This window comes from Candidatus Magnetaquicoccus inordinatus (assembly GCF_004217665.1).
Lineage (GTDB): Bacteria > Pseudomonadota > Magnetococcia > Magnetococcales > Magnetaquicoccaceae > Magnetaquicoccus > Magnetaquicoccus inordinatus.
This window is the reverse complement of record NZ_RXIU01000269.1, coordinates 1-4,025: the sequence shown is the minus strand read 5'-3', so window position 1 is coordinate 4,025 and position 4,025 is coordinate 1. Positions and strand designations below refer to the sequence as shown.

The 4,025-nt window shown below is 47.7% G+C and carries 4 protein-coding genes; 2 read left to right on the top strand and 2 right to left on the bottom strand.

Annotated elements, in window-relative coordinates; all coding sequences use genetic code 11:
* A partial coding sequence (locus EJP87_RS14415) for a GAF domain-containing protein (protein WP_130472562.1) occupies positions 1-1,615 on the bottom strand: 1,615 nt, incomplete at its 3' end.
* Between the two features lie 88 nt (positions 1,616-1,703).
* On the opposite strand from EJP87_RS14415, the gene EJP87_RS14410 reads away from it, so the two are divergent.
* On the top strand, positions 1,704-2,075 hold the full coding sequence (locus tag EJP87_RS14410) for a hypothetical protein (RefSeq protein WP_130472561.1): 372 nt from the start codon (positions 1,704-1,706) through the stop codon (positions 2,073-2,075).
* A 103-nt stretch (positions 2,076-2,178) separates the two neighbouring features.
* Here EJP87_RS14410 and EJP87_RS14405 read toward each other — a convergent pair whose 3' ends face one another.
* Entirely contained in the window at positions 2,179-2,493 is a 315-nt protein-coding gene (locus tag EJP87_RS14405) for a hypothetical protein (protein WP_130472560.1), read from the bottom strand.
* A 512-nt stretch (positions 2,494-3,005) separates the two neighbouring features.
* On the opposite strand from EJP87_RS14405, the gene EJP87_RS14400 reads away from it, so the two are divergent.
* On the top strand, positions 3,006-4,025 hold a 1,020-nt coding region (locus EJP87_RS14400), incomplete at its 3' end, for a sigma 54-interacting transcriptional regulator (RefSeq protein ID WP_193771409.1).

The window sequence follows — 4,025 nt, the reverse complement described above, 5'->3', positions numbered from 1 at the left end:
AACGGTTAAAAATTTGTTCCATCTCCTGGAGGTTGATGCCGATGCCGGTATCCTGCACCGTGAAGAGCAGCATGTCTGGTTGTTGGGCATGGCATGCCAAGGTGACCAGAATGTGCCCATTCTCGGTAAATTTGACGGCGTTGCTGATTAAATTGATCAGGATTTGCCGAATGCGTCCCTCATCGCCCATCATGGTTGTTGGTACATCGTCGGACACCTTGACCAGCAGGACATTACCCTTTTGTTCAGCCGCAATTTGCATAATGCCGACGGTCTCTTCAACGACCATGCGTGGCGAAAAGGGGTGTTCAACCAGTTGAAAAAGGTTGGCCTCGATTTTGGAAAAATCAAGAATATCGTTGATGATGCCAAGCAATGCTCCTCCTGAGCGTTGCATGACAGTCATGTAATGGTGTTGCTCTGGGGTGAGGTCGGTTTCCAGCAATACCTCTGTCAATCCCAACACCACATTGATGGGAGTGCGGATTTCATGACTCATGGTGGAAAGAAACTCGCTTTTGACCAAACTGGCCTGCTCAGCCTCCTCTTTGGCCTGGCGAAGCGCCTCTTCATTCTGTTTCAACTGGGTAATATCCCGAAAGGCCACCACAACGCCATGGATCTTATCCTGGCGAACAATTGGTGAAAGAGTTTGTGAGGCGAGGAACGCGCTTCCATCTTTGCGCCATAGAAATTCATCATATTGAAAATTATTTTGATTGTTCTGGGGCGCGTTGCACAGCGAACAGGGCGGATCTGGTGGCAAAAAATCATCCGTGTGGCGGTGATGAAACAGTTTGTGGGCACATTTTCCCAACACCTCCTGCTCCTGCCAGCCCAGCAGGGTCAGAGCCATTGGATTGATGAATGTGAGGTGACCGTACTGATTGACCATATAGAGCCCTTCGGTCAAGGTGGCCGCAATCTCCCGCAGGCGCGTTTCACTCTCGCGCAATTTTTCTTCATCGGCCAAGCGGGTGCGGCGATTACGGAATCCGGCAATGATTGGCCCGCATGAGGCAAATACAGGTTCCAGATAATATTCCATTGCGGTATCATAGCCGCCTGGTCGATTGGCAATGCCCAGCACACCGACAATCTTGCCCCTCTCTTTAACCGGCATGCCAAAAAAACTCTCTATCGGAGGGTGTCCAGGTGGTAACCCGCATCTTCTGGGATCGTTGCCGGGATCATTGGCAATTACCGAGCGACCACTCAAGAGAGCCTCCATGTGCAGACCACGTATGCTGGAAAAACGGGCCATCTGTCTGTTGTCGTCCCTCGCATCGGCTGCTTCCTGGTCATGCCAGGCAATATTTGACATGGCCAACATTTGCAGCGCGGCAGTGCCTTGATCATCCTGCACCACCTCAGCGATAAAACCAAAACGGCTTGAGGTCAGCCGAATAATTTCCCACAGCATGTAATCAAAGGTATCCTTGCGGTCGGATTCGGCGATAAAGAGGCTCTGGATGCGATTGATGCAGGCCACCTGCAACTCCAACTGTTGTTTGCTGGTGAGCAGAAGTGCATCAGCAACCTTGCGGATGCTGATGTCATGCAGGGTGAGGAGCGCTCCCGGTTTGCGCTCATCGGAGTTATCAATAGACACCATGCCGACCTCTCTGGATTGATCGCAAGAGTAGCAGTCACTCTTTGCGTCTGTGCCCGGTATTCTCTTACGCCCTTTGGTGACTTGTGCGTTGCCTGTCGCGGCAGGAGTCCATCAGCAAAGCAGCGAGGAAAGGGATAGCCGATTGTCTCCGACGACGGTTGTAGTCGATCATCCACTGCAGATGGATCATTTCTGCGGCGGAGGCACTGTTGACTATTATTTCCACTGGTTGCCAAAGCATGCACAAAAAAATGGCTTTACCAGGTGTGTCGGCAACGAGCAGATCATGCTCATAACCATTACACTGATCATTGTTTATTATGTAACAATCATGGATGTTCTGCGGCTCTTTTTCAACTATCAATATGGAATTCATGATAACTCTAATCCATTCTTCCGTGAAGTGTTTCTTGCTTGTTTTAATCCAGTAAAACAGGCACAGTGCACTCTGGCACAATAGTGTGTTTGCGGCGGTACAGGCGCACTGCGCCGAAGCAAAACATGCTTCGGCCTGTGGCAAAGCGCGTCTGAAAAGCAGAATCAGACTGTTTGACGACTGTATATTACAGTGCAGGGGAGGAGGGTGCTGCGGCCAAGCCGGTATCGGCTTGCACTGTAATGGGATCCAGGCGTTTGTTTTGCGACTTTTTGCGCTGGGCGCGGCTTTTTGTCGGCGCTTTGGCGATGATCACTTCGGGAGCTTGCCTTTCCACATTGGGCGATTGGATCGCAATGGTGGCATTTAATGTCACAGTGTCCTCCTCGCGGATGGGAATGGCAATATGCTTTTTACTGCTGATGGGGTGGTGTTTTTTGCCATTTCCCTTGCCATTATCCTGACTGCTTTTTGAACTCTCTTTGCCATTATTTTTTGACATGCTGATCTCCATTCTCTTGTTGCACGGTGTTGAAAAATTTCAGTTATATTGCACAACAGGCTTTGACCATCGTTTGCTCCAGTCAGACAAAGCCAACCGGAAGGATTGTGAAATGTATGAATCGTGCATGCGCAGCAAGGTATGATCAACTGGTGTATCCGGTACAGATTCTCCATGAGTTCTCTGGCGCATATTCTGTTATCGATAATCAAAGCATAGATGATGCCAACAAACGATTGCCTGTTATTATTATTTTGCAAGTTATGTAAGATTATGACAAACAGAGACCTGTTTGTGCAAAAAATATAACAACGCGCAAATTGATTATTTATATCTGTCAACAGTCTGTATTAATTATCTTTATTATATATAATGGATGTAAATTATAACTGCATATTTTGCATTGATGAATATTTATTTATATGTGGATTATTTTTTGCCGTTTCATTTGCAACGTGTGGTAGTATGAAACATCTCAGTTCAAACCAAGTTTGAAACACGAGGAGAAATCAGTGAAAGAGCAAGTGCTTATCGTTGTAAATGATATTAATGTTTTACAATGGGGTACTGATATTTATTCATCTAATAAATATGATATAAAAACTATTGGTTCGATAAAAAACGCTTTGCAATGTCTGCGCAACAGTCACTATTCCCTGGTTATTGCCGAGCTTGTTCTTCCTGATGGATCCGGATTGCAGTTGCTTTCGGAAATCAAAAGCAAATATGCAACGACTCAAGTTGTGATGATGACTGACACTGCCGATGTACAATCGTTGCAAATAGCGTTGCGAGAAGGGGCTTTTGATTATCTGATCAAACCTGTCACGGCAGACGTTATCAGGCATACCATCCATCATGCTTTGCAATATGGATTTTTGTGTGCCGAACGCGAGATGGTGAGCAATCGTTTGCAGGCGGTGTTTCGGGGAGTGGATGATGCCATCATCGCCATGGATGATGAGTGGCGCATCGTGCAATTCAATGAAGCAGCCAGCAAACTGCTGGGCATTGATCCCTCGTGCATGAACCAACTGCTGCGGGAAAAAATGCCCCGTTTTTTTCCTTCGATCGACTCTCTTTTGCATCAGGCTGTGGCGCAAGGTACAGGCAAACGAGTGGTTTGTTTGGTCACACTCAATGAAAACAATGTGGACCGCACCTTGAATTGTACTGCTTCTCTTTTTGATGATCCGTTGAGTGGCAGGCTGGGGGTCATTTTGGTGGTGCGTGATGAAAGTCGGCTGGCCAGATTGGAACGGGAGTGTAAAACCAGAAAAGGTTGGCATGGCCTGATTGGGGAGAGTCGTCCCATGCAGGATGTCTATGAATTGATCGAGCGCCTTGCCGAAGTAGACTCCACGGCTTTGATCACTGGCGAAACCGGTACTGGCAAAGAGTTGGCGGCGCTGGCCTTGCATGAAACGGGTTGCCGACGTCAGCATCCTTTTGTGGTAGTCAACTGTTCAGCTCTTCCGGAGGGATTGATTGAGAGTGAGTTGTTCGGACATGTGCGGGGAGCTTTCACCAAT

What these genes read in the sequence shown, in the direction of transcription:
- EJP87_RS14405 (WP_130472560.1), bottom strand. Translation starts at nt 2,493, where the DNA reads ATGTCAAAAAATAATGGCAAAGAGAGTTCAAAAAGCAGTCAGGATAAT.